The sequence below is a fragment of the Clostridium sp. CM037 genome, assembly GCF_055081095.1.
In genome coordinates this window covers 2,894,292-2,921,124 of the sequence record NZ_CM143650.1, presented here as the reverse complement: position 1 = coordinate 2,921,124, position 26,833 = coordinate 2,894,292, and the positions used below count along the sequence as shown (strand labels likewise).

Genomic DNA, 26,833 nt, shown 5'->3' with positions numbered 1-26,833 from the left:
CTATTTTAGATATTATTTAGTGCTTTTGCTATATATCCTTTATTTTCGTCTAATATGATTTTTGCTTCCTCTTTACTAAGATTTGATAATATCATGAATATTGATAGCTTAACATCAAAATCTGTTTTATTTAATATTTGTGATGCTTCTTCAATAGCTATTCCTGTTGCTTCGCAAATTATTAACTTAGCTCTCTCAATTAGTTTTTCATTTGTTGATTTTACATCTACCATAAGGTTGCCATATACTTTACCTAGCTTTATCATAACTCCTGTTGATAACATATTTAATACTAGTTTTTGAGCTGTTCCTGATTTTAATCTTGTTGATCCTGTCACAACTTCTGCTCCAACTACTGGTTCTATTGATATTTTCGATGCCTTTGAAACTTGTGTATTAGCATTACAAGTAACTGAAATGGATAATGCTCCTATTTCATTTGCATACTCTAGTCCTCCTATAACATATGGAGTTCTACCTGATGCTGCAAGTCCTACTATTGTATCATTCTCTGTTATATTTTTATTTTTCAAATCTTTTACTGCGAGTTCCTTAGAATCCTCAGCTCCTTCCATTGCACTAAACATAGCTTGTTTACCACCTGCTATAATCCCTTGTACTAGTTCTTCAGAAATTCCATATGTAGGTGGACATTCCGATGCATCTAAAATTCCAAGTCTTCCGGAAGTTCCTGCACCTATATAAATTAATCTCCCTCCTTTATACATTCTTTCAACTATACAATCTATGGCTTCTACTATTTTAGGAAGTTCCTTTTCCACGGCTTCTGCTACCTTTTTATCTTCATTATTTATTTTTTTTACCATTTCTAAGGTTGAAATCTTATCTATGTCCATGGTATTTTCATTTCTACTTTCTGTTGTTAGTTTTTTTAAGTTTAATATATCCATATTTCCTCCTTTATTACTGCTCATTTTTCTTTTGTGTACGGTTTCATCTTATGAGATTATATTAGCATAACTGAAATTACATTTCAAGTATTTCTTTAAAAAAAGTTATTTCATTTCATATTTTTTATTAACCAAGTCCTAAAACATATTAATATTATTATTTTCTACATATTTAAAATAAATATTCTGTATAAGCAATTTTAATCAACATCCTATTTTTTTAGAAACTCAAATTATAATATTAAATTCAAAATAATATGGGGGACAAAGACTACTATTAATAAGAGTACCTAATTTGGTATTCTTATTTTTGTTGATTGCCATAGGAATGCATATAGTTCCATTGATAACGTAACCATTGATAAACCTAATTATTTTCAAAAAATCTTATGCATAATACTTGAAAATTATGTTACAATTAGTATGAAAATGTATAAATTATTCATATGATAGAATATATTGGAAATATGAGCTTGATTTTATGTAATGAATGGAACATAGAAATAAAGCTCAATATTGTCTAACATAGCTTAATTTATAAAAGAAACTAATTGAAATTGATGGAGGATATAGCATATGAGAATAGCTGACGCAATAATAAAGACACTTACACTTAATGAAGTGAAGTGCATATTTGGAATACCATCTGCAACATTTGCGGGTATACTGGATGCTTTAAATGACAGTGATATAGAATTTATAATAACAAAGAATGAAGCAGGAGCTGCTTACTGCGCTACAAAATATTCTGATTTATCAAATAAATTAGGGGTATGTATGTTGGCAGGTGGTGTAGGTGTAAACAATGCCATCAATGGAATTGCAGACGCACAAAGAAATAAACTTCCTATGCTTGTTATAAATGGGGATATAAAAAGGTCTTTCATGGGAAAAGGTGCTTTACAAGAATTTGATAATATAAAATTGCTTAGTAGCTTAACAAAATACTCGAAAAATATTTTAAATGAAGATGAAGTTATTGAAGAGATTGAAAAAGCAATTACAATTGCCATGACACCACCATGTGGTCCCGTTGCATTATCAATTCCTTTTGATATTCAAAATAATGAATTAGTAGGAATTCTTCCTACTAATAAAATAGTTATTGAACCAATGCAGTTTGATAAAAAAAGTTTAAAAGAAGCTATTAATGAGATTAATAATACTCAAAAGGGATTAATCTTAGTTGGTAGAGGTTCAAGAGGTATTAGTAAAGAAATAAAAGCATTAAGCGAAAAACTTAAATGGCCTATAATGTCTACACCCAATGGTAAAGGAGTTGTGCACACAGACTTCCCTTATTATATTGGAAATTATGGATTTTGTTCAGCAGATGGAGCTGTGGAGTATGTAGAGAAAGAACAATTTGGTTGTCTATTAATCCTTGGTTCATCTTTAGGACAAGCCGCAACAAGGGATTACAAGGATATTCTCGTTAAAGATAGAAAAGTTATAAGAATTGACTGGGATGTAGCGGAGTTTAATAAAGTTTATAAAGAAGATATTTCTGTTTGTTATGACCTAAAACAAGCAGTAACTTTAATTAGTAACAATGTATCAGTAAAGGAAAATCCATTCATTAAACCTTTGATGAATAAGCCTTATGTAAAGAACCATACAGGTATGTCTTTAAGACTATTTGCTGAAAAAATATCAGACTTACTACCTGCGGATACTTGTTTCGTAAGTGATATGGGGGACTTTTTTAATTATTTATTTAAGTATATGCCAATAAAGGAGACAATGGATTTTCAAACAAGTATAAATTACGCATGTATGGGAACCGGTGTAGGGGGAGTTGTAGGTTCGTACTTAGCGAGTCCTGATAGAACATATGCTGTAATGGTAGGTGATGGTGGGTTTTACATGAATGGAATGGAAATACTAACAGCTAAAGAATATAATATACCTATTATCTACTTTGTTGTAAATAATTCAATGTTAGGGCTTGTTAATAATGGATTAAATGTACTATATGGTAGAAGTTGCAAAGGCAAAGTTAAATTTGCTAAAAAAAGTATAGCTTCTATTGCAGAAGCTATGGGAGTAGAAGCTATACAGATAACCTCAAATGATGAAGTTGATAAGATAAAGGACTTGCTACACAATAGAACACAACCATTACTTATTGAATTAGTTACTGATGGTTCAGAAATTGTTATAGATACTGATAGATTACAAAAAGTTAAATCATCTCCTGCGGAGAGCTGTGAAGATTCGAGAAGATGAATTTGAATTAAATGAAGAAGTAATAAATTAAGAGCATCCGTTTGGATGCTCTTTTATCAATCTCAGTCTCAAGCTATTTAGGGAAATATCCCGGGGGACATTAACAAATTGGGAATACAATTTGTCTTGTTAAAACTTAATCTGCGGAGTAGCTTTTTCTTTCTCATCCACATTGAAGAAAGGTTCTTCTTTGAAACTAAACATGCTTGCAATCAGGCTTGATGGAAACATTTGTACAGAGTTATTGTAATCCATAGCAACATCGTTGTAAAATTGCCTTGCATAGCTAATTTTATCCTCTGCTTTTGACAATTCTCCCTGAAGCTCAAGAAAATTTGTATTTGCCTTAAGTTCTGGATATGCTTCTGCTACAGCGAACAATTTTCCAAGAACCTGTGTTAACTCACCATTAGCCTTCATCATATCGCCAGGTGTATTTGAGGAAAGATAGTTAGTTCTGGCTGAGGTTACTTCTTCAAAGGTACTACGTTCATGATTAGCATAGCCTTTTACAATTTCAACTAGGTTAGGGATAAGATCAAATCTTCTTTTTAGCTGTACGTCTATTTGGCTCCATGAATTCCTCACCTTATTACGTTTGATTATGAGGTTATTATAAAGAAAAATCAGTATCAGTACTAGTGCAGATATTATAATTACTGGAATTAACATAAAAATCGCTCCTTTATTCTTTTTTAATTATGACGCATTAAAATGCGCCACCGCCGCCACAACCGCCACCGCCACCGGAACTACCGCCACTAAAGCCACCACCACCACCAGAAGATGATGAATTCTCAGAACTTGCAACGCTTTGTGCTGTGGAAATTGCGCCCTCCACGGTATGGATAGTATCATCAAACATTGCACCAAAGCCACTGAAGTAACCATAGCTTGCCCCATACATATAGGTGAGATTATTATTATTTAGATCCTCATCGCTGAAAACAATAGGAAGCTGTTTTATAACTTCCTTTGCGACGCCAAGAGAGATGGCGTAAACAAGATAGTGTTCCCATAATATAATAGACGGAATTTCAGCTTTATCTAATCTGCTGAAGTCTTTTAAAAAGTTTTTGAAGGACTGCCACATTGCATGCTGCTCATTTCCATATGCTGTTCTTCTTTTTATTAATGTTGAGAAAATCACCATTATAACCCCTTGAATTATGGCAACTACAGCAATTGGAGTAAACAGTAGTAATGTAACAGCTATTCCAATTAATAAATAAGAAAATCCTGCTAATGTTCCAAGTAAGATTCCCTTTTTACAGGTTTGATCAAAAAAATCATTTTTAGCAGCTTCCTTACATGCGAGTGTATTCCATTTATCATAATCAGCCTTAAATTCTAGTGCTTCACCCTTTTCTTTAACATAATCTTTTATTTCATCAAGGGCAACATAATTTCCGTTTCCTATTTTATCTATAAACCAGTTTATCAAAAACTCTTCGTGCGTCTTTAAAGTTATTGATGGTGCTTTTTCATTTAAGGTAATTACATATTTATCTATCTCCTTACTATTAAAGAAACCCTTTTTAGTAATCTTATTTTGAGAAATTATAAGTTGCTTTTTTCTTGCAAGATCCATAAGGGTAGCCATTACATCTCTAGTATTTACTTTGCCAAAGGACATTAAAACACTCATTTCTGCGGGGGTATAATCACCCGGAAGCTCCCTGTAATACTTGCCATAAAAGTTTGGTTTAATTTCTTTATCATATTTTTTATATATATAATAAATTATTGGAAACCATAACAGTATGAGAACTATTGCTAGAGGGTTGCCTACAGATTTACGCTGCATTTGCATTTCAACCTGCTGCTGCACCTCCTTCCTTGATTCCTCTCTTGTTTTATTTGCTTCATCCGCAAGGGTAGCTTCATTTGCCATTATTCTAGGTAGTGCAGCTTCATCTACTACATTACTCGATCCAGGAACAAGATTTATAGGGAATAAAACCAGGGTTTCTATAAAAGTACCCGGTGACACTGTAGGCACAGTAAATTCTACAGTACGGTTATCTAATATGGAAGATTCGCCTATAAGGGGCCCATGAGCAAATATTTTCAAATCCTCTTTTGTAGCTCCAGGTGGAAGTGTTATTTTTATTTTTATGTTATCCAATCTAGTTTTCCACCTAGAGTCAACTATCTTTCTGTTAAACTCTGCAATGTCCTTATATTTTGTAACAGCATCAATTAACTTGTATTTTATAACAAAGGTTTTTTCTTGATTTTTTGAAACCTCAAAAAGCTTAAGCCTTGCCAAGGTTCCTTCCTCTATAAAGTTATAGGTGCCTGGTTTGCCTGTGGCATCAAGAGAATTACCGGGATTTAGCTGAAGTTCTTTTAAATTATCATTTTCCAGTACATAAACTTTTTTGTCTTTTAAGCCTTTTGTAATAGAAAAATCAACATCTCTAGTAACTCCATTAAACTTACCGTCGAAATTATAAGTAAGCCGCTCTTCAAAGTTAGCTGAACCGTCATTATTTACTATTACATTAATAGCATACCTAGATAAATTATATGTTTTAGTTCCCGAAGCATATACTTGTTGTTCAAATGTAGAGAGAGTAAAAAGAACAATTGCCAAAAACATTTTAGTAAAAATTGTTGTGAAACCCTTTTTCATAAATTCACCTTCCTATAATCTTATTATATACAATTTATTCAAGGAATTCACTATATTTCATATTTTAACGACATTTCAAAAGGAAAGTTTAATTATGAATGTAGCTAAAGATTTAAAATCAGTAAATAGAGTATAATGTTTTGAAAAATTTGACACTTCCTTGCTTTAATTAGATTTACATATACATAAAGAGGAATTATATTACTTGATGTAGAATGTAGCATATAGAATATTTTACCATATACGGAGGTGTTTTTATGAAAGGAGATTTAAAAGAAGCAAGAGAATATGCAATCATTAGTAGTAATTATGTAAAGGATTTCATGAATTTGGAGGAATGAGAGACTATGAAAAGAATTGAATTAGTATTTAATACGTTATGCAAAGGCATTTATGAAAGTGACGATAAAGCTAGTGGATTTTCAGCTATTGAAATAGCTGAAAAATTAAACATACAAAGAACTAATGCCTGCAGTGATTTAAATGCTTTAATTAGAGAAGGAAGAATAGAGAAAATTAAAGGGAAGCCAGTTTTATATACAGTGAATAATTATGAGAAATTGGCTATTAAAGCAAATGTTGATATTTTTGACAGTATAGTTGGGGCAGGACTAAGTCTCAAAAGTGCTGTTGAGCAGGCCAGAGCTGCAATAATTTATCCACCTAAAGGCCTTCATACTCTTATACTTGGAGAAACGGGTACGGGTAAGTCCATGTTTGCAGAATTAATGTTTAAATATGCAAAAGAAATCGGTAAGTTAAAGAGTAATTCACCATTTGTAATTTTTAACTGTGCTGATTATTATAATAACTCTCAATTATTGATGTCTCAGCTATTTGGAGTTAAAAAAGGGGCATATACTGGTGCGGATAGAGATAGAGTAGGACTTGTTGAAAAAGCAAATGATGGGGTTCTTTTCTTGGATGAAGTACATAGACTTCCACCTGAGGGGCAGGAAATGCTCTTCTATTTAATGGACAAAGGAATATATAGAAGATTTGGTGAAACGGAAGTTTACCATAAAGTCAATATATTAATTATAGCTGCCACTACCGAAAACATAGATTCCTCCCTTCTGAGGACTTTTACAAGACGTATACCTATGATTATTACATTACCTTCACTTAAAGAGAGGACGATTTATGAAAGGTTTCAAATTGCAAAGCAGTCGTTTAAAGAAGAAGCAGTTGCAATAAAAGGTGATATTTCAATAACTGCCAATGCATTAAAGGGGATGTTATTATATGATTGCAGTAATAACGTAGGACAACTCAAAAGTGATATAAAAATCTCTTGTGCCAAGGCTTTTCTTGCTAAGATGATGAAAAGGGATAAAGAGGTTTGTGTGCATAGTGAAGATTTGCCAAGGTATGTACTTAGGGGATTGCTAAAGGCTAAAGAGTTTAAAGATGAATTAGAAAAATACGCAAAGAAAGATATAATAATATTCGCTCTCGATGAAAGTAATGTTACGGAAGAAAAAAATTTAAAGGTATTTAATTTTTATGAAACTTTAGAGGGAAAAAGAAAGCTGCTTGAAGCTAGAGGCTTAAATGAAAATGATATAAAAATTATTATGAGCGTAGATATTGATACGTACTTAAAAAGATATATATTTAATATTTCCAAACAGAACCTAGATGAGTTATATAAGGTTGTGGATAAACGGGTGGTAGATATTGTGCAGGAGTTCCTAGAAAATGCAAGTAGGTTACTTGATAAAGAATTTAGCAAAAAGATTTTATATGCTCTGGCTATGCATGTTGGATGTTCAATAGAAAGAATAAATAGAGGTAAAGAAATAAAAAATCATAAGCTTGAAGAAATAAAAAAACATAATTCATTAGAATATAAAATTTCCAATGAATTAAAAGAGAAGATGGAACAAAAATTTAATGTTTTAGTGCCTGAAGATGAGATTGCATTTATTACTATGTTTCTAATTATAGATAAAGAAGAAATAAAAATCGAGGGAAAAGTAGGAATTGTTGTCGCTATGCATGGCGAATCTGCGGCGACTTCTATTGCAGATGTAACTAACAGGCTACTTGGGGAAAATCATGCAGTAGGATACAATATGCCTCTGGATCAAAAGACTGAGACTGCATTAGTAAATCTGACTCATATTATAAAAACTACTCATAATGGAAAAGGAGTGATACTTTTGGTTGACATGGGGTCACTCGTATTATTTGGAGATATGATTTACGAAAAGACAGGTATACCTGTAAAAACAATTGATATGGTATCTACCCCCATGGTTTTAGAAGCAACAAGAAAGACACTTTTATATTCTACTCTTGAAGAGGTGTACGATTCTTGTATTAATTTAAGCCCTTTTATGGGGAAAATGTATAAGGATTCTTTGAGATTTGAATCTAATATTAAGAAGGATGTCATTATTACAGCGTGTTTAACTGGACAAGGAGCAGCACTTAAGATCAAAAATATACTAGATCAAAAATTTAACTTACAAAGCAAGGGAATTGATGTTATTCCTATAAATATTGATGATAAAATTAGTTTTAACAAGAATATACAAAATATAAAGAAAGAGAGAAACCTGCTTGGAATAATAGGGGCTGTGAAGCCAGAGGATGATAGTGTTTTATATTTAAGCACATATGAAATTTTTATACCTGAAAGGTTGGAGTATTTAGGGGAAACAATCGATACAATTAAGACTATTGAAAATATGAAACAAGTAATTGAAGAAAATGTATCCATTGATGCTAACAAACTTATAGAAAGTTTTAAGCTATTCTACCTAAGACTTTTGAATAATCAAGTAATTTTGGATGAAAAAAATTCAGTGGGCCTTATACTACATATATCATGTTTAGTTGAAAGGATATTAAAGAGAGAAAAGTTAATATCAACTAAAAACAATGAAAAATTCTATGATGAATACATAAAGGAAATTAATATTATTAAAAGTTGCTTAAAACCTATAGAAGAAGTATTTAATATAGGAGTTTCTAAAAGTGAGATTGTTTATATAACAAAAATTGTGTATTTAATATAATACTCATATGTGTATTTACTCATTATTAATATAAATACACATAGATACACATAAATAAATGTTGCTATAAGTCTTAAGATATAAGGATTCTAAAGATAAAATAGTTTTGGCACAATACTTGCTCTATAAAAGAGTGTAAGAGGAAATATTTAAAAGGAGGTATTGGATTGGAAAAATTTATGTTTTTCTTTCAAGAAAAATTTGTTCCACCAATGATTAAGATTGGAGAGCAAAGACATCTTAAGGCTATACGAAATGGTTTATCAGTCACAATTCCTTTCATAATATTAGGTAGTATATTTCTAATAGTGGGCAATTTACCTTTTCCATGGTGGGCGAGTTTTATAGGTGATTTTGCAGCTAAGTTAAATGCCCCAGTTAATACAACATTTGGTATTCTATCTTTACTAGCAACGGCTGGTATAGGTTATAATTTGGCTAAAGATTATAAGTTAGATCCTATAAGTGGTTCCATATTATCTATAGTTGGTTTTATGTTAACTCAAATGACAAAGGATTATGGTCTCGACATAACAAATTTCGGTGCAACAGGATTATTTACAGCAATAATAATTGCATTGATAGCTGTTGAAATATTAAGGTTCTTCGTCAAGCATGATTTTGTTGTTAAATTGCCCAGTGGAGTGCCACCGGCTATTGCAAACTCTTTTGCATCTCTGATTCCAGGTGGAGCAGTTATATTATTAGTATGGTTAATAAGGGTTGTTTTAGGGTTTGATATAACATCATTTTTGGAAATTGTATTCAGCCCGCTGGTATTCGCACTTAATACACTACCAGGAATTTTGGTATTAGTAATATTCATTTGCCTTCTTTGGACTGTGGGGATACATGGGGATGCTGTTATGGGAAGTATTTCAACACCGATATTCCTTCAATATATAGTCGCAAATACTCAAGCTTATGCACATCATCAACCGATACCATATATTACTGCTGAAGGCTTTTATTCAATGTTTTTATGTATAGGTGGTACTGGTTCGGTTATGGCAGTTGTCTTTCTATCATTAGCCTCAAAAAGTAAAGTTTATAAAGCATTTGGAAAATTGGCATTCCCATCATCAATATTTGAAATAAGCGAGCCGGTGGCTTTCGGATTTCCGATAGTTTTTAACCCATTTATGTTTATACCATTTATATTAACACCCGTGATATTAACAATTTCTACTTATTCCTTAATGTACTTTAATATAATTGGAAGACCGATAGCTTTGGTTCCTTGGACGATGCCACCAATAATTGGGCCATTCTTAGTAACAGGTGGAGATTGGAAGGCTGCAGTCTGGTCAATTATATCAATAGGAATATCTGTTATAATTTATTATCCATTCTTTAAAGTAGCAGAAAAACAGCAATTGAAAAATGAAAAAGATGAGGATGTTGTTGAAGTAACTGAAATAGCTAATATGTAATATTTAGAAACTGCAGGAACTAGAACTATCTTAATCATATGGTGTAAGCTATAGAATTTTTACAAAATTTATTTATAGAAAATGGAGGGTAAAAGATGAAAATAATATTAATGTGTGCAGCAGGTATGTCAACCAGTCTTCTTGTTACAAAGATGGAGGATTACACAAAAAAAATTAACAGGGATGATATTCAAATAAGTGCTAGATCAGTTGAAGATTTAGATGAATTTGTAGATGATTATGATATATTTTTACTTGGGCCACAGGTAAGGTATAAAGAAATATGGGTTAAAAGTATAGTTGAACCTAAAGGTAAAAAATTTGCTAATATTCCACCACAGGTTTATGGCAGGTTTGATGGTAAAAAAACTTTAGAATTAGCATTTAGTTTATAGTAATTATAAGTGGTTTTAAATAAAGATTGAGAAATACCAGGAGGCGAAATATGAACTTAGAAGAAATTATATTTAAAATAATTAGCCATGCAGGAATTGCACGTTCTATGTGTTTTGAAGCTTTATATTTGGCTCGTGAAGGTGAGTTTTCTAAGGCTGAGGGGCTTATTAAACAAGCCAAAGATGAGTTAATTGAAACACATGAAATTCAAAATTCTATGATTCAAAAAGAGGCAAAAGGAGAAAAACAAGAAATTAGTCTTCTACTAGTACATGCAGAAGACCATTTAATGACTGCAATGCTTGCAAAAGATTTAATAAGCGAAATGATTGAGATGTACAAGCGAAACTATAAATAATTAGGAGATGGGTTTTGTGACAAAAAGAGGACTCAAAATTGCTACGATAGGTGGTGGTTCAAGCTATACTCCAGAATTAATAGAGGGTTTTATAAAAAGGTACGAGGAGCTTCCAATCAAGGATATATATTTAGTTGATGTTGAAGAGGGTAGGGAAAAGCTTGAGATAGTTGGAGCCCTAGCTATAAGGATGGTAGAAAAAGCTGGTATAGATATGAAAATCCATTTAACTTTTGATAGAAGAGAGGCTATAAAAGATGCTGATTTTGTTACTACACAGTTTAGAGTTGGATTTTTAGATGCTCGAATTAGAGATGAGCGAATACCACTTAAGCACGGAATTATAGGTCAGGAAACAACAGGCGCTGGTGGATTTGCAAAGTCTCAAAGAACTATCCCTGTCATTTTGGATATTTGTAAGGATATTGAAGAGTTGGCACCAGAGGCATGGCTGATAAATTTTACAAACCCATCAGGAATTATAACTGAAGCCGTGCTAAAATATACAAAAATAAAGTGCATAGGACTATGCAATGGACCCATTAACATGGAATTTCAAGTTGCGAAAACGTTTAATGTACCAAAGGAATATGTTTATATAGATTTTGTTGGATTAAACCATTTATTATATGGAAGAAAAATATTTGTTAAAGGTAAAGATGTTACTAATGACTTTATTGAAATGACTATTAAAGGAAAACAACAAGGTTTAAAGAATATTCCAGAGATATCATTTGAACCGGAATTTGCACGTTCTTTAGGAATGTTTCCAATAGATTATTTAAAGTATTATTATATGAGTGATAAAATGCTTGAGGAAGCCGCAATAGCAGCTGCAGATGGAAGAACAAGAGGAGAGGAAGTTAAAAAAATAGAAAAAGAACTTTTTGAACTTTATAAGGATCCTAATTTAAGTATTAAGCCTCCTCAATTAGAAAAAAGAGGCGGAGCATATTATTCAGATGCTGCATGTTCTATCATAAACTCTATTTATAATGATAAGAGAGATTTGCACGTGGCAAACGTAATGAATAATGGTACATTATTAGATTTACCAGACAATGTTGTTATTGAAAGAAATGTTATAGTTAATGGTAATGGTGCATACCCTATAAGTGGAGGACATCTGCCAGTCAAGATAAGGGGGTTAGTTCAATTAGTAAAGGCCTATGAAGAGCTTACCGTGGAAGCGGGAGTAACTGGAGACTATGGGACAGCACTTCAGGCATTAGCTATTCATCCATTAGTAACATCAGCATCAGCAGCTAAAAAAGTATTAGATGATATAATAGATGCTAATAAAAAATACTTGCCGCAATATAAATAAAATAAAGGCTTATTAATGAAAAATTCCTTATGGAAAGAGGAGATAAATAATGAGACAATTGGGGATTTCAATATATCCAAGCCATGCTAGTTTAGAAGAAAACATAGCATATTTAAAGCTTGCACATAAATATGGTTTTAAAAGAGTATTCACATGCCTTTTATCAATAGAAGGTGATAAAGACAAGATAGTTAAAGGATTTAAAGATATTATAGTTGAAGCAAATAAATTGGGTATGGAAGTAATTGCAGATGTTAATCCTAGGGTCTTTGGAGAATTGGGAATAAATTATGATGATTTATCTTTTCTTAATGATTTACACGTTTACGGAATAAGGCTTGATATTGGATTTAGCGGACTTGAAGAATCAATTATGACATTTAACTCTTATGGACTTAATATTGAAATAAACATGAGTAGCGGAGGCAAGTACCTTGAAAATATAATGAGTTATAAATCAAATACAGAAAAACTTTTAGGATGTCATAACTTCTACCCACATAGATATTCAGGTTTGAATTATGAACATTTTATACAGTGTACAAAACAATTTAAACAATTTGGAATAAGAACAGCAGCGTTTGTGTCTTCTAAGTATGCTACATTTGGTCCTTGGCCAGTAAATGAAGGTCTATGTACTTTAGAAGCACATAGGGATCTACCTTCTAAAGTACAAGCAATGCATTTATTTGCAACTGGACTTATTGATGATGTAATTGTAGCTAATGCTTTTGTTTCTGAAAAAGAACTTAAGGATTTAAGTGAAATTAACAAAGAAAAACTAACTTTTGATGCAATACTTGTAGACAGCATTCCAGAAATTGAGAAGAAAATAGTATTAGAAGAATTTCACTTTAATAGAGGGGATGTATCAGACTATTTAATTAGGTCTACTCAAAGCAGAGCAAAATATAAGGGTCATGAATTTATACCATTTAATTCCCCAGATATAAAGAGAGGGGATTTACTTATAGATACATCACTTTATGGTAACTATGCGGGAGAATTTCAAATTGCACTAAAAGACATGAAAAATTCAGGAAAAACCAATGTGGTAGGAAGAATTATAAAAGAAGAGTTGTTTCTATTAAGCTACATAGAGGCTTGGCAAAAGTTTGCCATAATAGAAAACAAGTAAGTTTGAGAAGGGATGTTTGCAATTAGTAATGCCAATTGGCAAGAAGAATTAGTTTTACAGTTAAGAAATTTGACTATTGATAAAAACATTATTAGTAGAGCAATGAAAAACTTTGTTGCGGCGTTTAATAATAATATAGACAAATACAAAATAAAGAATATTCAGGAATTCTGCTACAGCAAAATTCCTGATATAACGGGTGCTATCACTTCACCATTTTCAAGAGGAGCAATGATTGAACTCGATACACCAATTTAAGGTAATTATGGTATAATTAAATAGGAATTTTGTGTCGTAATACTTGAAAATGATGCTTAAATAAAGCTTGTAAAACAGTTTGATAGAGAAATTACAAAGTAAGTATAGATGTAGGAGATGAAGGAATGAATAGTGATTTCAATTTATCTGTATATGTGAACAATGGGATTGAAAATGTTGTAAGGGGGATATTAAAGGCATCCTTTAAAAATCCAAAAGAAACAGCATTTGTATTAAAATATGTCTTATCAAGTAAGGAAGCAAAAAAGAAGAGGGGGAGATTTGAAAGAAAAGGAGAAAATGTTCCTGCATTTTTGATTTCCAGTATAACCAGTAGATGTAACCTGTTTTGTAAAGGTTGCTATGCGAGGGAATTTAACTCCTGTGGAGAAGGAGTACAAAAACAACAGTTGTCTACCGAAAGATGGGAAAGTATCTTTATGGAAGCTAGGGAGATTGGAATTTCTTTTATACTACTCGCAGGTGGAGAACCTTTAATGAGAAAAGATGTTATAGAAAAAGCAGCAAAGGTGAAAGAGATTATGTTTCCTATATTCACCAATGGTATAATGCTCCAGGAAGAGTATATAAAGTTATTCCATGAAAATAGAAATCTTGTACCTATACTTAGCATTGAAGGAGATATGGAGCAGACAGATGGTAGGCGAGGAGAAGGAACTTATGAGGTTTTAATGAATGTAATGGACAAACTTAAGGAAAAAGGTATTTTGTTTGGCGTTTCTGCTACGGTGACAACTGAAAATTTCATGACTGTCTCTAGTAAAGCTTTTTTCGACAAGCTATACAATAAAGGCTGTAGGGCGTTAGTTTTTGTAGAATACGTGCCCGTGATAAAAGAAACATGGAAGCTTGCACCTACTGAGAATGAGCGCAAAAAATTGGAATGTGAGCAGCAAAAACTTAGAAAGCAGTATGAAGATGCTATTTTTCTATCCTTTCCTGGTGATGAGAAATACTCAGGGGGATGTCTTGCAGCTGGAAGAGGCTTCTTCCACATTAATGTAGATGGTTCCGCAGAACCATGTCCTTTCTCACCTTATTCTGATACAAACCTAAAAGACTATACCTTAAGAGAGGCTCTTAAGTCACCACTATTTACAAAACTTAATGAAACAGGAATGCTGATTGGAGAACATGCGGGTGGTTGCCTTCTTTTTGAAAAAGAAAAGGAAGTTAAAGAATTAATTAGTAGCGGTAGATAAATTCAAAACATATATTCGCAAATTTAATAATGAAAAGGAGTGAATTTTTTATGAATATTAATGCAAATGTAAGGTCACTGGTTAATGCTTTCTCAAAACTAGAAGAAGTGGAGGGCATCTTATTAGCTGGATCACACGCAACAAAAACTAATGATAAAGATTCAGATTATGATATATACATTTATACAGCTAAGGAAATACCACTAGAAAAGAGAAAGTTAATTACTGATAAATATTGTAGTTACATGGAACTAAATAATACCTTTTGGGAAACCGAAGATGATGGATTTCTAAAAGAAGGTAATATTCCGGTGGAAATTATATATAGGGACTTAGATTGGATTGACGGTTTATTAAATAGAACCTTAGTAAAATGTGAAGCAGATACAGGATATACAACTTGCTTTTGGGCTAACTTCATAAATTCAATTATATTGTACGATAAAAATGGTGATTTAAATAAGCTTAAACAGAAATATGATATAAGCTACCCTTATGAATTAAAGGAAAACATAATAAAAAAGAACTATCCACTATTAAAGCTTCAAATGCCTTCATATTATTACCAAATAGAGAAGGCTTTAAAAAGAAATGATTTTATTAGTGTAAATCATAGAGTAGCAGCCTTGTTTGCAAGTTATTTTGATATTATATTTGCTATAAATGAAATGCCGCATCCAGGTGAGAAAAAAATTCTTAAAATCATAAAAGATAATAATTTGAGGGTGCCTACAGATATGGAAACAAACGTTAATAATATTTTAAAGTATTCAGCAGTAAATGATCTAACAATATTATTAGAAATAGATTTATTGATTGATAAATTAGATATATTGCTAAAGAATGAGGGGATACCATATGGTAGATAGTTCTTATTAACAGCCCCTTCGACGAATCAAGATTGAAAGTGAAATATCATTATTTTGAAACTTCCATAGAGTTGGATTTTAGCTAGCATTTTATAAACTATGTTAGTTGAAATAAAATCTGAATTTTGAAAAATAATAAATATGAATGCAGAGGTGAATGATTTGTCATGTAAATCTAAATATGCTTTGATTATTGTAAGTTTAGTTTTAGTAGGGATTTTTTTTATGTATGGTAGTGTAAATTCTAAGACTAAAAATCCTAAAACTATACTTCCAGAAACTACTGGGGTAGAGACTTTTAGTGGCGTTGTAAAAAGTATTGAAACTATTGAAAACATTGTTTTTATAGTTGTCGGTAAAGATAGTAAAGAAACAGTTTATTATACAAGCACGGGTAGGGCTGTTGCAAAGGAAGTTTTAAAGCTCAAGGTTGGTGATAATGTGGATTTAAAATATGCACGTGGAGCTCCTAAAAAATATAAAGAAGTAATTGCAATGCCACTATTAAATATTAAAGTTATAGAATAAACTAATTTTTAATTTCTATTTACTATACACTATAAGACATATGTATGTTTTTTAGACAGTTATACAAATTTGATTATATACAATCCTTTCGTTTGAATTTATATTGTACCTATAGCAAGTGCTTGCAAATGCATGCAAGTGCTTGCAAACGCATGCAAGTGCTTAACTTGGTAAATACAAAATTGACCTAGGCTTATAGCTTATGGCATAATTTTTCAAATGGAGGGGTTTTAAATGAGATTTAATTTTGATCAAACTATTGATGTAGAAAAAACCAATGCTTATATGGTTGGTGCTGGACTCGCATCACTTTCTGCTGCGGTATTCTTAATTAGAGATGGACATGTTCCAGGGAAAAACATTCATATATATGAAGAATTAGGCGTCACAGGTGGCAGCATGGATGGAAGTGGTGATGCTGAGAATGGTTATGTAATTCGTGGTGGAAGAATGTTTGATAGGGAAGCTTATGCTTGTACTTTTGGAGTAATGGAAAGTATTCCTTCATTAACTGATCCTAAAGTTTCAATACTTGATGAATTTAATGCTTTTAATAAAAAAATGCATACCCATGCAAAAGCTAGATTAATAGATAATGATGCTAAAATAACTGATGTATCAGCTTTGGGACTTGTTCGCGCTGATAGAATGGCATTAATGGATATAATGATTAATTCTGAAGATTCTTTGGGAACAAAAACTATTAGAGAATGTTTCCCAGAACCATTTTTTAAATCAAACTTCTGGCTTCAATGGACTACACTCTTTGCATTTGAAACTTGGCACAGTGCTAAAGAATTAAAGAGATATCTTCATAGATTTATTCAAGAATTACCACGTCTAAGTGATTTATCTGGAATACGTCGTACACCATATAATCAATATGATTCAATGTTATTACCTATGACAAAATGGTTAGAGACGCAAGGGGTTAATTTTGAATTAGATTGCAGGGTAACTGATTTTGAATTTAAACCATCAGATACTGAAACTACGGTTACAGCATTCAAATGTGAAAAAAACGGGAAAGAAACTAGAATAGAAGTGGGTGAGGGAGACCTTGCCTTTGCTACTATCGGTTCTTTAACAGCGGGTACTAGCCTTGGTTCAATGACTACACCAGCAAAGATTAACGACAAAAGTGTAGGTGGAGCATGGGATCTTTGGGAGAAAATTGCGAGCGGTCGTCCTGAGTTTGGTAAACCTCAAGTCTTTGATGAACGTGTTGAAGAATCAATGTGGCAGTCTTTCACAGTTACTCTTAAAGACCCAACAATGTATAAAAGAATAATAGAATTCTCAGGAAATCAACCAGGAACTGGTGCTCATATGACATTTAGAGATTCTGCATGGCTCATGACAATAGTTGTGCACAATCAACCACATTTTCTTAATCAACCTGATAACATACAAACTTTCTGGGGTTATTCTTTGTTCCCATATGCAAAAGGTGATTTCATAAAGAAGAGGATGGTGGATTGTACTGGTGAGGAAATATTAACTGAGGTATTATATCACCTAAACTTTAAAGAGGATATGGAGAAGATTCTTAAAACGTCTATTTGTATACCTTGTATACTACCTTTTACAACAGCACAATTTTTAACTAGAGAAAAGGGCGATAGACCACAAGTTATTCCAGAAGGTTCAACCAATTTGGCATTACTTGGACAGTTTTGTGAAATAGAAGATGATGTAGTATTTACTATGGATTATTCTGTAAGAGGCGCACAAACTGCTGTTTATAAATTCCTAAATCTAAATAAAAGAATTACCCCTATTTATAAAGGACAGCATGATGTTCGTGTACTAATTAATTCTGCCCTTGAAATGATGAAGGATGATAACTTAAGTGAAGAAATAAATGCACTTAAATCTATGATATTGAAATAATTTAACGACATTTCAGCTTGGAAGAAGATGAATAGCACCGCAGTGATAAACAGCACCGCAGATGATAATTAATGGGACGGTTGTCCAGTTTTCTATAAAAAGAAAATTGGATAACCGTCCTCGTTAATATCTAGATAAAGCACCAAGCAGGCTGCCTTCAACCACATTTTTCATCTTTTCTACCATGATTTGTGGTGAGTCTTTCATGCCGGTTTTAATCCACTGAACGATTATACCCACAAAAGCATGGGTATAAAAATCAGCAATAAACTTTTTGTCCATATCAGGAACATTCATGCCTAAGGATAAATCATTTACAATCCCCATAATAAGTTCGCAACTAAAGTCAAAGAAATATCCATCAAAAGCATTTTGACCAGGTGTGTTAAGAGCATTAATATAAAAAGAATTATTATTCATTAGGTAGCACAAGGTTCTATACATACCATCAGTCCAATTTCCATAATGATTGCAGTTAGCGATACATTCTGTAACTTCAGTGGAATAAATCCAATTCACAAGGTCGAATTTATCTTTAAAATGATAATAAAATGTTTGTCTATTAAGGTTACAATTGCCCACAATGTTTTGTATAGAAATTTTTGATAAAGGAACTGTTTTCATTAACTGTTTTAAGGATAAAGCAAGAGCCTTTTCTGTTATTATTGATTCAGACATAATAATCACCTACAAAAATTAGTTTTAATAATAATTATACACCATAAATAAGGATTTTTTATAGATAGTTCTAAAATAGAAAATTAAATTTCACGTGCTTTTTAGACAAACACTCAAAAGTGTGTAAATACAATTAACTTTACTAGAGTTATAATAATAAATAAGATATTTATTATTAACGGAACAAAAAATGGAGGGAAATTTCATGAGTAAAAAATCAAGCAAAAATGGTATGAACGTATTACTTACTTTAGGGGCAATAGCTGGTGCGGCTGCTGTAGCAACTATTAGTGCAAAGAAGTTTAAAAATAATTCTAAAACAACGATAGATTTATCAGAAAATAGAAATAATGAAGATAGACAAGTTTACTTTATTGGTGGAGGGTTAGCTTCCTTAGCTGGTGCTGCTTATCTTGTACGAGATTGTAACTTTAAAGGAGAAAATATTCATATTATTGAAGGAATGAAAATCTTAGGAGGCAGTAACGATGGTGCAGGAGATGCCATAAATGGTTATGTATGCCGTGGCGGTAGAATGTTAAATGAAGAAACCTATGAGAATTTTTGGGAATTATTTTCAGGTATACCATCCCTAGATATGCCGGGTAAAAGCGTTAAAGAAGAAATTCTTAATTTTGATCATTTGCACCCAACACATGCACAGGCACGGTTAATTGATAAAGATGGAGTAATTCTAGATGTGACTAGTATGGGCTTTAATAATGCCGATCGTATGGCTCTTGGAAAACTTATGATTACATCAGGAGAAAAATTAGATAATAAGACTATTGAGGAATGGTTTAGTCATACGCCACATTTCTTTGAAACTAATTTTTGGTATATGTGGCAAACAACCTTTGCTTTCCAAAAATGGTCCAGTCTTTTTGAGTTTAAGCGTTACATGGAACGTATGATTTTTGAATTTTCTCGTATTGAAACTTTAGAGGGGGTTACACGTACTCAGTACAATCAATATGAGTCTGTTATTCTTCCATTAAAAGCTTACTTAGATAACTTTGGAGTTGATTTTAGTATAAATGCAACTGTAACTGATTTAGATTTCAAATCAGGAGATGAAATTACAGTAACGGCTATGCATATAGAAGAAAAAGAAGGTGAAAGGGTTATTCAGTTAAACCCTAGAGACGTTTGCATTATGACAAATGGATGCATGACTGACTGTGCAACTCTTGGTGATATGTACACACCTGCAGAATACAATCCAAGCAAACCAATATCTGGTGAACTTTGGGCGAAAATAGCTAAAAAGAAAAGAGGTCTTGGAAATCCAGAACCCTTCTTTGGACATGCAAATGAAACTAACTGGGAAAGCTTTACCGTGACTTGTAAGGGTAATAAATTCTTAAACCTAATTGAAAAATTCTCCACTAATATTCCAGGTAGTGGTGCATTAATGACATTTAAGGATTCTAATTGGTTAATGAGCATAGTTGTTGCAGCTCAACCACACTTTAAAAATCAGCCCATTGATACAACTATGTTCTGGGGCTACAGCATATATACTGATAAAGTTGGTGATTTTGTAAAGAAATCAATGCGTGATTGTACAGGTGAGGAAATGCTAATAGAACTTCTACACCACATGCATATGGAAGACAAGCAAGAGGAAATTATGGACACTGTAATTAATGTTATTCCATGTATGATGCCATATGTAGATGCTCAGTTCCAGCCTCGGAAGATGACTGATCGTCCAAGTGTTGTGCCAGAATACTCAACAAATTTCGCTATGATTAGCCAGTTCGTTGAAATCCCAGATGATATGGTATTTACAGAAGAATATTCTGTACGCGCAGCAAGAATTGCGATATATACGCTATTTAATGTAACAGATAAAACTATTTGTCCAGTAACTCCTTATAGAAAGAATACTAGGATATTAAAAGAAGCATTAAAAACTTCATTTAGATAAAAAATTCGGAAATATAAGTAGATTTGCTTATGAAAATCTACTTATATTTTTTGAATGGGTAAAATTAAGTGCTATCTGTTACCTTCTTTGTTGCTTCCTTTCAAAATGAATTTTAAGTGTACTTTAGTTTATTTATATGATATAATATCTTTATACACTACAAGTAATAACGATTATTAGGAGATATTTATTGTCGCTTATTAAAAAAAATGTCGTTATAACCAATAAAAGTTGAGAATTATTTGTTGAAAGTATTGAAATATGAATACTATAATGTTAATTATAACATTTTAATATGGATAAATTTATATAATATGGAGGGATAGCAAATGTCAATTTATGATTTTAAAGCAATTACAATCGATGGTGAAGAAATATCTTTGGAACAATATAGGGGAAAGGTATTGGTTATAGTTAATACAGCAAGTAAGTGTGGATTTACACCACAGTATGAGGGTTTGGAGAAGATTTATGAACAGTACAGCGATAAGGACTTTGAAATATTAGGCTATCCAAGCAATCAATTTGCTGGGCAGGAACCAGGTGAAAGTAATGAAATAAAGAATTTCTGCACAATTAATTATGGAGTGAGTTTTCAATTGTTCGAGAAGGGTGATGTAAGAGGTGAAAATGCCCTTCCGCTTTTTAAATATTTGACAGAGGAAACAACTTTCAGAGGTTTTGATCTGAATAAGCCTAATGAAAAAAAACTTAATGATATGCTCCACAAAAGATTTCCTGAATTCTTAGAAGGGGATTCAGTGAAATGGAATTTTACAAAATTCCTTATTGGTAGAGATGGCAATGTAGTCGGAAGATATGAACCAACAATTGAACCGTCAGCTATGTCAACAGATATTGAAAAATTATTAGCGGAGAATGATATATCTGAAATTGACAAATCAGAAGTTGACGTAGACAATAAAGAAATTTATACTGGCAAAGATGATGAAGAGGTTTTAAATTGTGAAGGAAAACCTTGCAACTTTGTATATAATGATAAAAATGATTAGTTAGTTAATAACATTTCAGAATGGAATTTAAAAGGATTAGTAATGAGGATTTTACATGAAATTCCTCATTGCTAATCCTTTAATTTACTTAGATAAATCTTTTTTACTTCCATAATAAGAAACATTTATTTTTGTTCCTATATCTACAAGTGTACCGGCCTTAGCACTTTGCATGAATATTTTCTTATTGTTATTTTTGGAATGATTGCTCTTACGGGCTTTGTCATCCATATTTATAGGTGTTTTCTCCCCAAGCTGTAATTGAATGTTATCTAGAATTTCTTTAGCATCATCAAGGGTTTTGCCATTTAATTGTGGGACAGTAACCTGTTCAATTTTTTTTCCTTGGCTTATAACTAAATCTACTTTGCCATCTTTTTCATAGGATGTATTTACCTCAGGTGATTGACTAATAACTAAACCCTGAGCAATACTATCACTATATTCATTTGAAATATTGCCAAGCAAAAAGCCATTATTAACTACAGTCTGATTTGCAATATCTTGGGTCCTTCCAATAAGTGATGGCACAAATTTATTTTCAACAACAGGTAGTTGTTCTTCTGCCTGTTGTTTTTTATCAACCTGCTGTATCTCATCTGACGGTGAGTTTTCATTTGTTTTTAGAGCTGTAGTTTCTACAATAGAAGCTGATGTATCAATAGGGGTCCCGTTGGATATAAATTTACCTAAAATGGAAGCAATCATAACTAAAATAATTGATGCAATAATTATTATTGCCTTTTTATTATTGTTGGTCTTCTTATTTCCAATTATTACTTCTTTATCTTTTTTATTTACTGTTTTTTCAGCGCTGGATGATCCACTCATAACCGTTGCGAAATCATCTTTTATATCAGAAAATATGGTTGCACCCATAAGCTTTGTAGCATCATCTAGGGTATTATGCAGCTCCGCAGGAGATGATTTAACTTCATAATTAGAATCTTCTTTAATTGCACTTATTATCTCTGCCATTTCTTTAGCCGTTTGGTATCTTTTAACAGGCTCTTTTTGCATCGCCTTCAAAATTACCTGGTTTATATTTTCAGGCATATCCGCAATGATTTCTTTGGGTGCAGCAACAGGTTCATGAATATGCATCATAGCTATGGAAATAAAGCTTTCTGCATTATAAGGTACTTGCCCAGTAATCATTTCATACATCACAATACCTAAGGAATATATGTCTGTTCTATAATCCACAAAATTTCCCTTTGCTTGTTCTGGTGAAAAATAGTGTACGGTACCCATAACTTTACTAGAATTGGTTACGGTTCTTGAACCTGTAACTTTAGCTATTCCAAAATCCATAACCTTAACTATATTATCTTCTGTTATCATGAGATTATCCGGTTTTATATCTCTATGAATTATATTGTTAATATGTGCACACTGAAGTGCTTTGGCTATTTGGAGTGATATATCTAAAGCCTTTTGCGAAGTAAGTCTAGCATTTTCCTTTATTAATTGCTTTAATGTTTTTCCATTAATGTATTCCATAACTATAAAATTAATATGGTTTTCTGCACCAACATCATGAATATTCACGATGTTTGGATGTGACAATCTTGCGATTGAAGTAGCTTCTCGTTTAAATCTTACAACAAACTCTTCATCATTACTTAACTCTGCTTTTAATATCTTTACAGCGACAAATCTATTTAACAAGTGGCACTTTGCTTTATAGACAGTTCCCATACCACCTTCGCCAATCTTCTCTAATAACTCATATCTATTTAAAAGTAATGTTCCTATCATATTTAGCCTCCCATGAAAAACGGCAATGTATTTATTATAACATAGTGAACACTTATGAGACATTTATCTCTAATTAAACTATTAAGGTTTTTCTTTGTTTGTTAAAGCAACTAGGATGTGAGTGTATTCAAGGATATTTAATTGGAAAACCAATGTCCGCATCTGATTTTCAACATAATTTTATCAATAAAAAATAAAAACAGAAGGCTATTTTACTTTTTAAAAGTAAAATAGCCTTCTGTTTTTTATTTTTAAGAGGAAATTTCAATTTCTCCGTTTATTGTATAATCTTTACCGTTAACGCATAAAGTTATTTGTTGCTTACTTTCGCTGGTAATAATAACTTTATGTGTTTTAATATTTATTTTAAGTAATGATCCTCTAAACAAAACGTTAAAAGAGAATGAACTCCAATTTTTTGGTATAAAAGGATTTAAAATAAGTTTGCCATCTCTTACTCTCATCCCGCCAAAGCCTTCAACTATGGACATCCAAGTTCCAGCCATACTAGTAATATGACATCCATCTTTTGTATCATTATTGTAATTATCTAAATCTAGTCTTGCAGTTCTAAGATACATTTCATAAGCCTTTTCATGTTTTCCTAATTTTGCAGCAAGGATGGTATGCACACAAGGAGACAAAGATGACTCATGTACTGTTCTTGACTCATAAAATTCAAAATTTCTTCTTATGGTATCTAAATCATATCTATCTTGCAGAAAATATATTCCTTGCAATACATCTGCTTGCTTTATAAAGCAAGATCTAAGAATTCTATCCCAAGACCATTTTTGATTTAATGGTAAATTTTTATGATCTAAGTCTTTTACAAGAATCTGCTGCTTATCCATATAACCGTCTTGTTGCATGAATATCCCTAGTTCTTCATCCACTGGATAATACATATTTTTAATGATATCCTGCCATTTGCTAACTTCTTCTTCTTTTAAAGCTAATTTATTTACTAACTCTGAATATCTTTCAGGTTCATTATTTTTTATATAATTAATTGCACAAGTAGTATATTCTAGTGTCCAAGTAGCAATTCTATTGGTATACCAGTTATTATTTGAATTATTTTCATATTCATTAGGGCCGGTAACTCCAAGTATTACATATTTTCCTTTATTTGAGGCAAAACTAACTCTTTCTTCCCAGAATCTTGAGATCTCCACTAGTACTTCTAATCCATATTGACCTAAATAACATTTATCCCCAGTATAATTAACATAATTATAGATACCATATGCTATAGCACCATTTCTATGAATTTCTTCAAAAGTAATTTCCCATTCATTGTGGCACTCTTCTCCATTCATAGTAACCATTGGATATAGTGCACCTTTTGAAAAACCTAACTTTCTTGCATTTTCCTTAGCTTTTTCTAATTGCTTATATCTATAAAGCAAAAGATTTCTAGATATACTTGGATCAGCAGTACTTAAATAAAATGGTATACAATATGCTTCTGTATCCCAATAAGTACTTCCGCCATATTTTTCTCCTGTAAAACCTTTTGGTCCTATGTTTAATCTATCATCTTCTCCAGTATATGTCTGATTTAATTGGAAAATATTGAATCTAATAGCTTGTTGTGCCGAAACATCTCCTTTTATAACAATATCGCTTTGTTTCCATTTTTCACCCCAAGCTGCTGCTTGATCTTTAAGCAATAATTCAAAACCACTTTCATAAGATTTATCTAAAATTTTTCTATCAACAGTCAATAATTCTTCTACAGCGTAATCTCTTGAAGTTACATTGCAAACATACTTATATACTACGATTTCTTCATTTTGTTTTACATTTAAATTAACTATATTACCTACAAATTTTTCTGATTCTATAAATTTTGCATTAAAATCTACTTTTTTATCTGCTCGAAAAATATCTAATTTCATTGAAGAACACATGTAAAAATCAAGTTTTTTTGTTTTTATTATTAAAGATGATTGTTCTTTATTGCATTGCTTTGAGATTTCATTCCAAAATTTTTCATCATAATTAGAATCCTCGTTTTTTATATCGCCATCTAAGTAAGCTGATATACACAATGTACCTTCAAAATTAACTGGTGTGATAGAATATCTAATTGCGCCTATTTCTTTTGTAGCAATACTTACAAATCTCTTTGCATCTACATTTACTTCCTTTCCGCTAGCAAGCTTTGCGGTAAAGCTTCTGCGAAGATATCCTTCTTTCATATTCAAAATTCTTACAAAATCTTTTACTTCACATTTTGAAAGGTCTAGTGTTTCTCCATCTATACTAACATCTATTCCAATCCAATTAATAGAATTTAATACCTTTGCAAAATATTCAGGGTATCCATTTTTCCACCAGCCAACTCTAGTTTTATCTGGATAGTATACCCCTGCCATATAACTTCCCTGAAGAGACTTTCCGCTGTATGTTTCTTCGAAGTTAGCTCTTTGTCCCATATACCCATTTCCTATACTAAATATTCCTTCAGATACTTCATGATTATCTTGGTTAAAACCTTCCTCTATAATATTCCATTCATCTAATTTTAAATACTGTTTCATATTGAGTCTCCTTTACAATAAATTTAATAATTTAATTTTTCAAGTGTCATTTCTTTCAAAGAAGAAACAACGATATTTGCTTTATTTAAAACCAATGGATCGCCAATTCCAACACTATACATTCCAGCATTTATTGCGGATTCAATACCCGCCTTGGCATCTTCGAAAACTACACATTCAGAAGGGGATACACCAAGATCCTTTGCACCCAATAAGAAAACTTCTGGATCGGGCTTTGCATTGCTTGTTTTAGTTCCATCGATTATTGCATCAAAGTGATTAACTAATTTTATATTATTTAATATGGTCATGGCATTTTTACTTGCAGAACCTAGTGCGATTTTAATCCCATTATTCCTTAATTCTTCTAAAAATTCCACTGTACCAGGTAAAATTTCATCAGGAGTCATCTTTAAAATATACTCACGATACCAATTATTCTTTTTCTCTGCAAGAGTCAGTTTTTCTGCTTCAGCTAAAGTTAAACCGCCTATATTTAAAAGTATTTTAAGAGATTCCATTCTACTTATACCTTTTAAGCTTTCATTTTGCTCATTGGTAAAATCAAACCCTAATTCCTTAGCTAGTCTTCTCCATGCTAAATAATGATATTTAGCAGTATCTACAATCACCCCATCTAAATCAAACAAACAAGCCTTAATCTTTGTCATT

Annotated in this window: 20 protein-coding genes and 1 pseudogene; 14 read left to right on the top strand and 7 right to left on the bottom strand. The window is 31.9% G+C overall.

Going from position 1 to position 26,833, the window contains the following annotated elements; all coding sequences use genetic code 11:
* Window positions 1-5: 5 nt before the first annotated feature.
* On the bottom strand, window positions 6-911 hold the full coding sequence (gene murQ, locus ACWJKP_RS14110) for an N-acetylmuramic acid 6-phosphate etherase (RefSeq protein WP_165413802.1): 906 nt from the start codon (window positions 909-911) through the stop codon (window positions 6-8).
* 576 nt (window positions 912-1,487) lie between these two features.
* Between murQ and ACWJKP_RS14105 the strand changes: the two genes are divergently transcribed.
* Window positions 1,488-3,140, top strand: coding sequence for a thiamine pyrophosphate-binding protein (locus ACWJKP_RS14105; protein WP_462961222.1), 1,653 nt, complete (start codon window positions 1,488-1,490; stop codon window positions 3,138-3,140).
* Window positions 3,141-3,269: 129 nt separating this feature from the next.
* Here ACWJKP_RS14105 and ACWJKP_RS14100 read toward each other — a convergent pair whose 3' ends face one another.
* Window positions 3,270-3,812, bottom strand: a complete 543-nt coding sequence (locus tag ACWJKP_RS14100) for a LemA family protein (RefSeq protein ID WP_165413804.1) — start codon at window positions 3,810-3,812, stop codon at window positions 3,270-3,272.
* Between the two features lie 37 nt (window positions 3,813-3,849).
* On the bottom strand, window positions 3,850-5,778 hold the full coding sequence (locus ACWJKP_RS14095; protein ID WP_462961221.1) for a DUF2207 domain-containing protein: 1,929 nt from the start codon (window positions 5,776-5,778) through the stop codon (window positions 3,850-3,852).
* Window positions 5,779-6,125: 347 nt separating this feature from the next.
* On the opposite strand from ACWJKP_RS14095, the gene ACWJKP_RS14090 reads away from it, so the two are divergent.
* From ACWJKP_RS14090 to ACWJKP_RS14040, 11 genes are all read left to right on the top strand, one after another.
* The gene (locus ACWJKP_RS14090; RefSeq protein WP_165413806.1) at window positions 6,126-8,804 is read left to right on the top strand and encodes a sigma 54-interacting transcriptional regulator; all 2,679 of its coding nucleotides are present in this window, start codon (window positions 6,126-6,128) and stop codon (window positions 8,802-8,804) included.
* A 167-nt stretch (window positions 8,805-8,971) separates the two neighbouring features.
* Complete coding sequence (locus tag ACWJKP_RS14085; RefSeq protein ID WP_462961220.1) at window positions 8,972-10,237, top strand: PTS sugar transporter subunit IIC; 1,266 nt, start codon at window positions 8,972-8,974, stop codon at window positions 10,235-10,237.
* Between the two features lie 95 nt (window positions 10,238-10,332).
* Complete coding sequence (locus ACWJKP_RS14080) at window positions 10,333-10,632, top strand: PTS sugar transporter subunit IIB (RefSeq protein ID WP_165413807.1); 300 nt, start codon at window positions 10,333-10,335, stop codon at window positions 10,630-10,632.
* A gap of 50 nt (window positions 10,633-10,682) precedes the next feature.
* Window positions 10,683-10,991: a PTS lactose/cellobiose transporter subunit IIA gene (locus ACWJKP_RS14075; RefSeq protein WP_165413808.1), complete on the top strand. Its 309-nt coding sequence runs from the start codon at window positions 10,683-10,685 to the stop codon at window positions 10,989-10,991.
* Between the two features lie 16 nt (window positions 10,992-11,007).
* Complete coding sequence (locus ACWJKP_RS14070) at window positions 11,008-12,318, top strand: 6-phospho-beta-glucosidase (protein ID WP_165413809.1); 1,311 nt, start codon at window positions 11,008-11,010, stop codon at window positions 12,316-12,318.
* A 49-nt stretch (window positions 12,319-12,367) separates the two neighbouring features.
* Window positions 12,368-13,456, top strand: coding sequence for a DUF871 domain-containing protein (locus tag ACWJKP_RS14065; protein ID WP_462961219.1), 1,089 nt, complete (start codon window positions 12,368-12,370; stop codon window positions 13,454-13,456).
* 12 nt (window positions 13,457-13,468) lie between these two features.
* The gene (locus tag ACWJKP_RS14060) at window positions 13,469-13,714 is read left to right on the top strand and encodes a hypothetical protein (RefSeq protein WP_165413811.1); all 246 of its coding nucleotides are present in this window, start codon (window positions 13,469-13,471) and stop codon (window positions 13,712-13,714) included.
* A gap of 125 nt (window positions 13,715-13,839) precedes the next feature.
* Entirely contained in the window at window positions 13,840-14,937 is a 1,098-nt protein-coding gene (locus ACWJKP_RS14055; RefSeq protein WP_165413812.1) for a radical SAM protein, read from the top strand.
* Between the two features lie 50 nt (window positions 14,938-14,987).
* Entirely contained in the window at window positions 14,988-15,806 is an 819-nt protein-coding gene (locus ACWJKP_RS14050; RefSeq protein ID WP_165413813.1) for a nucleotidyltransferase domain-containing protein, read from the top strand.
* Window positions 15,807-15,968: 162 nt separating this feature from the next.
* A complete protein-coding gene (locus tag ACWJKP_RS14045) occupies window positions 15,969-16,334 on the top strand; it encodes a hypothetical protein (RefSeq protein WP_165413814.1) in 366 nt (121 codons plus the stop codon).
* A 234-nt stretch (window positions 16,335-16,568) separates the two neighbouring features.
* The gene (locus ACWJKP_RS14040) at window positions 16,569-18,227 is read left to right on the top strand and encodes an oleate hydratase (RefSeq protein ID WP_165413815.1); all 1,659 of its coding nucleotides are present in this window, start codon (window positions 16,569-16,571) and stop codon (window positions 18,225-18,227) included.
* Between the two features lie 123 nt (window positions 18,228-18,350).
* Here the strand turns inward: ACWJKP_RS14040 and dhaS are convergent, their stop codons facing one another.
* Complete coding sequence (gene dhaS, locus ACWJKP_RS14035) at window positions 18,351-18,905, bottom strand: dihydroxyacetone kinase transcriptional activator DhaS (RefSeq protein ID WP_165413816.1); 555 nt, start codon at window positions 18,903-18,905, stop codon at window positions 18,351-18,353.
* Between the two features lie 205 nt (window positions 18,906-19,110).
* On the opposite strand from dhaS, the gene ACWJKP_RS14030 reads away from it, so the two are divergent.
* Window positions 19,111-20,838: an oleate hydratase gene (locus ACWJKP_RS14030; protein ID WP_165413817.1), complete on the top strand. Its 1,728-nt coding sequence runs from the start codon at window positions 19,111-19,113 to the stop codon at window positions 20,836-20,838.
* 329 nt (window positions 20,839-21,167) lie between these two features.
* Window positions 21,168-21,710: pseudogene (locus ACWJKP_RS14025) on the top strand (glutathione peroxidase); the annotation flags it as partial.
* 225 nt (window positions 21,711-21,935) lie between these two features.
* On the opposite strand, the gene pknB reads toward ACWJKP_RS14025, so the two are convergent.
* The 3 genes from pknB to pgmB form a co-directional block, all read right to left on the bottom strand.
* Window positions 21,936-23,612, bottom strand: a complete 1,677-nt coding sequence (gene pknB, locus ACWJKP_RS14020; protein ID WP_462961218.1) for a Stk1 family PASTA domain-containing Ser/Thr kinase — start codon at window positions 23,610-23,612, stop codon at window positions 21,936-21,938.
* A gap of 251 nt (window positions 23,613-23,863) precedes the next feature.
* Window positions 23,864-26,161 carry a glycoside hydrolase family 65 protein gene (locus ACWJKP_RS14015; RefSeq protein WP_165414801.1) on the bottom strand — a complete coding sequence of 766 codons (2,298 nt, stop codon included), beginning with the start codon at window positions 26,159-26,161 and terminating at the stop codon, window positions 23,864-23,866.
* 23 nt (window positions 26,162-26,184) lie between these two features.
* Window positions 26,185-26,832 (bottom strand): beta-phosphoglucomutase, encoded by a 648-nt coding sequence (pgmB, locus tag ACWJKP_RS14010; RefSeq protein ID WP_165414800.1) that lies wholly within the window; start codon window positions 26,830-26,832, stop codon window positions 26,185-26,187.
* Window position 26,833 lies beyond the last annotated feature (1 nt).

Bases quoted from the DNA above. Each gene is read 5' to 3' on its own strand.
- ACWJKP_RS14030 (WP_165413817.1), top strand. From the start codon at position 19,111: ATGAGTAAAAAATCAAGCAAAAATGGTATGAACGTATTACTTACTTTA.
- ACWJKP_RS14040 (WP_165413815.1), top strand. From the start codon at position 16,569: ATGAGATTTAATTTTGATCAAACTATTGATGTAGAAAAAACCAATGCT.
- ACWJKP_RS14095 (WP_462961221.1), bottom strand. From the start codon at position 5,778: ATGAAAAAGGGTTTCACAACAATTTTTACTAAAATGTTTTTGGCAATT.
- ACWJKP_RS14090 (WP_165413806.1), top strand. From the start codon at position 6,126: ATGAAAAGAATTGAATTAGTATTTAATACGTTATGCAAAGGCATTTAT.
- ACWJKP_RS14065 (WP_462961219.1), top strand. From the start codon at position 12,368: ATGAGACAATTGGGGATTTCAATATATCCAAGCCATGCTAGTTTAGAA.
- ACWJKP_RS14015 (WP_165414801.1), bottom strand. From the start codon at position 26,161: ATGAAACAGTATTTAAAATTAGATGAATGGAATATTATAGAGGAAGGT.
- ACWJKP_RS14080 (WP_165413807.1), top strand. From the start codon at position 10,333: ATGAAAATAATATTAATGTGTGCAGCAGGTATGTCAACCAGTCTTCTT.
- murQ (WP_165413802.1), bottom strand. From the start codon at position 911: ATGGATATATTAAACTTAAAAAAACTAACAACAGAAAGTAGAAATGAA.
- dhaS (WP_165413816.1), bottom strand. From the start codon at position 18,905: ATGTCTGAATCAATAATAACAGAAAAGGCTCTTGCTTTATCCTTAAAA.
- ACWJKP_RS14075 (WP_165413808.1), top strand. From the start codon at position 10,683: ATGAACTTAGAAGAAATTATATTTAAAATAATTAGCCATGCAGGAATT.
- ACWJKP_RS14105 (WP_462961222.1), top strand. From the start codon at position 1,488: ATGAGAATAGCTGACGCAATAATAAAGACACTTACACTTAATGAAGTG.
- pgmB (WP_165414800.1), bottom strand. From the start codon at position 26,832: ATGACAAAGATTAAGGCTTGTTTGTTTGATTTAGATGGGGTGATTGTA.
- ACWJKP_RS14100 (WP_165413804.1), bottom strand. From the start codon at position 3,812: ATGTTAATTCCAGTAATTATAATATCTGCACTAGTACTGATACTGATT.
- ACWJKP_RS14050 (WP_165413813.1), top strand. From the start codon at position 14,988: ATGAATATTAATGCAAATGTAAGGTCACTGGTTAATGCTTTCTCAAAA.
- ACWJKP_RS14060 (WP_165413811.1), top strand. From the start codon at position 13,469: ATGTTTGCAATTAGTAATGCCAATTGGCAAGAAGAATTAGTTTTACAG.
- ACWJKP_RS14055 (WP_165413812.1), top strand. From the start codon at position 13,840: ATGAATAGTGATTTCAATTTATCTGTATATGTGAACAATGGGATTGAA.
- pknB (WP_462961218.1), bottom strand. From the start codon at position 23,612: ATGATAGGAACATTACTTTTAAATAGATATGAGTTATTAGAGAAGATT.